We start from the raw sequence: 3,125 nt of genomic DNA on the forward strand, positions 1-3,125 counted from the left end.
TTGTGTTAGAAAGGAGAAGGCGGCAGACTGGTTGGCGTAATGGAGTGGGAGTTGAGTCTTATGCCCTAGCGACCTGTCACCATTCACCAGTTCACACTCCCCAGTCGCCAGTCCCCAGTCCCCTGTCTCAAGTCACCAGTCTCCATTCACAAGGCCCCAGTCACATGCCACCTGTCACCAGTCCCCAGTAACCAGTCCCCAGTCCCCAGTCCCCAGTCCCCAGTCACCAGTCCCCAGTCCCCAGTCCCTGCTTTTCTTGACTAATATATAGACTATGTTTTTTTCTGTAATAGCTTGTCAGCGATGAAAATAAATTCCACTGTAGTTCTGACGTTGATTTTGTTAACCCTAATGCTGGGAGCAGGTTCTGTGAGCGCATTTTTGGGTTTTTCGATGGGAAGTTCTGCTCTCAAAGGTGTTTCGTCACCAGATGGTCGCCCCACTAGCAAATTTGCCAGCAATAGGAATAATAACGCCGAATCGGACAGAGTAAATTTATTAAAAGAGGAAGATATTATCAAAGCTGTAAAAGCGCGAATGCAAGATAATAAAACTGATAATAAGGCACAAAAACGAGAGGAAGAAGAAGAAATCACAGCCAAAAAATCTGAGGCTGCCCAAAAGCGCGAAGAAGTAGCAGAAGAAAAACTAGAACCAGGATTTCCAGTTGTGGCTGAGAGCGAAGGCGTAACAATGTCTGTACAATCGGTTCGTTATTCTGGTGGTGATTTAATACTAAGAGTCAAAATGCAGAATCAAGCTAATGATACTGTTAGATTCTTGTATAGTTTTTTAGATGTTACTGATGATAAAGGCAGAACTTTGAGCGCCATTACAGAGGGATTGCCCGCCGAATTACCAGGTAAAAGTCCAACCTTTACAGGTACAATCAGCATTCCTACAGCTTTACTAGATGATGTGAGCAGTGTATCACTGGCGTTAACAGATTATCCTGCCCAAAAACTGAAATTACAGGTATCCGATATTCCTGTGGAAAAATAAAAATGCTATTATTAGCGTTTTAGTATGACAATAATGTTGACGGACTTTTAGATTTTCGCCTTTGGATTTTGAACCCAATATTCAAAATTTCCAATTGAATAACAAACCCCTGACTGTAGGTATGTTTAAACTTTGCCCAATATGGGGTCAATCTAAAATCTAAAATCTAAAATCTAAAATCTAAAATCCAAAATCTAAAATCCAAAATTCTTTAACATAACCTTGAGAGGTGAGTGCTTTTTCTCAGTTAATTTGGACAGATATAGGGTTTAAATTGTTGTCAGTGCTACTGCTGATAGCAATTAATGCCTTTTTCGTTACCGCAGAATTTTCAATGGTGACAGTGCGGCGAACTCGTATCCATCAGCTGGTTCAAGCTGGTGATATACCTGCGATCGCTGTAGAAATGTTACAACGTAGTATTGACAGGTTGTTATCTACTGCCCAATTAGGTATTACCCTTTCTAGTTTGGCATTAGGTTGGATTGGAGAAAGTGGCATTGTCGTCATAGTAAACGCATGGTTACAGTCCTGGCCTTTACCGGGGAATTTGAGTAATTTTCTGGCTCATTCTCTATCAATTCCCATTACCTTTTTCTTACTTGCCTATTTACAAATAGTTTTAGGGGAATTATTTCCTAAATCAGTGGCTATGTTGTATTCCGAACAACTGGCCAGGTTTTTAGGTCCTTCTGTGAAAGCTATAGTCCGATTTTTCAGTCCGGTAATTTGGATTCTCAACCAATCAACCCGTTACCTGTTAAAATTATTTGGCATTGAATACACAGGTCAAAGTTGGAGACCTCCAGTTACACCTGAAGAATTACAATTAATTATATCAACAGAACGGGAATCAACAGGTTTAGAATTAGCAGAAAGAGAACTGTTAAATAATGTTTTTGAGTTTGGAGAAATTACCGCCCAAGATGTAATGATTCCCCGGACAAGCATTATTACTTTACCAGAAGATGCTACTTTTCAAACATTATTACAAGAAATGACATCTACTGGACATTCTCTCTATCCCATCATTGGTGAATCTTTAGACGACATTCGCGGTATTGTTTATTTTCAAGATTTAGCAACACCGTTATCCCAGGGGAAAATGACCTTAGAAACACAAATTTACCCTTGGATGCGTCCCCCCCGGTTTGTCCCAGAACAGACACTTCTGAGCGAATTATTGCCCATGATGCAGCAAGAAAAACCGGCGATGGTGATCGTGGTTGATGAATTTGGCGCTACCGTGGGAATAGTGACAATTCAAGATGTAATTGCTGAAATTATTGGTAATGCAGGTGAACCAACAGTTACTGATGATTTGCTGGTGCAAATGTCAGAAAAACAAACATTTTTAGTGCAAGCACAGATAAATCTAGAAGAACTAAATGAAGTTTTACATATTAATTTACCCTTAGCAAGAGAATATCAAACTTTGGGAGGTTTTGTACTTTATCAGTTGCAAAGAATACCCGCCAAAGGGGAAATATTCAACTATGAGAATCTAGAATTTACTATAGTCTCAGTTAGCGGACCACGCTTGCACCAAATCGAAATTACAATATTATAGCAGGAGTCAGGAGTCTTAGGGGCAAAGCATTCGGGGGAGCAATTAAGCTGTTGTGTATTTAATTTGTATAAGTGGAACAGGCATCTTGCCTGTTAAATAAGAGTTCAGAATATTAGGATTACACAATTTAGCTGTGTAACAGCTTATCAATTTTATGAACAGCCTATTTTCCTGTAAGGGCGAAGCATTCGGGGGAGTAATTATCAATTTTATGAACAGCCTATTTTCCTGTAAGGGCGAAGCATTCGGGGGAACAATTATCAATTTTATGAACAGCCTATTTTCCGAATGCTTCGCCCCTACGCCCGTACAGGAGTCGGGAGTCGATAGTAAAACCCTTTTGTAGTCAGAGTTTCATGATTATTTGGGGTTTGCTGAATAAACCTAAAACCTTGATATATCAAAGGTTAGAGGCTGATAAACAGAAAAAAAGTGCAAGGGTTTTGAAGGGTATACCGGAAAAAGTGTGCATTTTTTGGGATTTCAAGAGATGGCAAAGAAATTTTCAAATCTCCTCCTGACTCCTGACTCCTGACTCCTGACTCCTGACTCC

Annotated in this window: 2 protein-coding genes and 1 pseudogene; all 3 read left to right on the forward strand. The window is 40.0% G+C overall.

Annotation, left to right across the window (positions count from 1 at the left end; translation table 11 throughout):
- Window positions 1–191: pseudogene (locus FFR48_RS26635) on the forward strand (hypothetical protein); the annotation flags it as partial.
- 112 nt (window positions 192–303) lie between these two features.
- On the forward strand, window positions 304–1,002 hold the full coding sequence (locus FFR48_RS26640; RefSeq protein ID WP_137669430.1) for a hypothetical protein: 699 nt from the start codon (window positions 304–306) through the stop codon (window positions 1,000–1,002).
- A 229-nt stretch (window positions 1,003–1,231) separates the two neighbouring features.
- Window positions 1,232–2,572 (forward strand): hemolysin family protein, encoded by a 1,341-nt coding sequence (locus FFR48_RS26645; protein ID WP_137669431.1) that lies wholly within the window; start codon window positions 1,232–1,234, stop codon window positions 2,570–2,572.
- Window positions 2,573–3,125 lie beyond the last annotated feature (553 nt).

Origin of the sequence: Sphaerospermopsis reniformis, from assembly GCF_005402885.1 — a bacterium.
Classification (GTDB): Bacteria; Cyanobacteriota; Cyanobacteriia; order Cyanobacteriales; family Nostocaceae; genus Sphaerospermopsis; species Sphaerospermopsis kisseleviana.

Excerpts from the sequence above, each read along its gene's own strand:
- FFR48_RS26640 (WP_137669430.1), top strand. The coding sequence starts at position 304 with ATGAAAATAAATTCCACTGTAGTTCTGACGTTGATTTTGTTAACCCTA.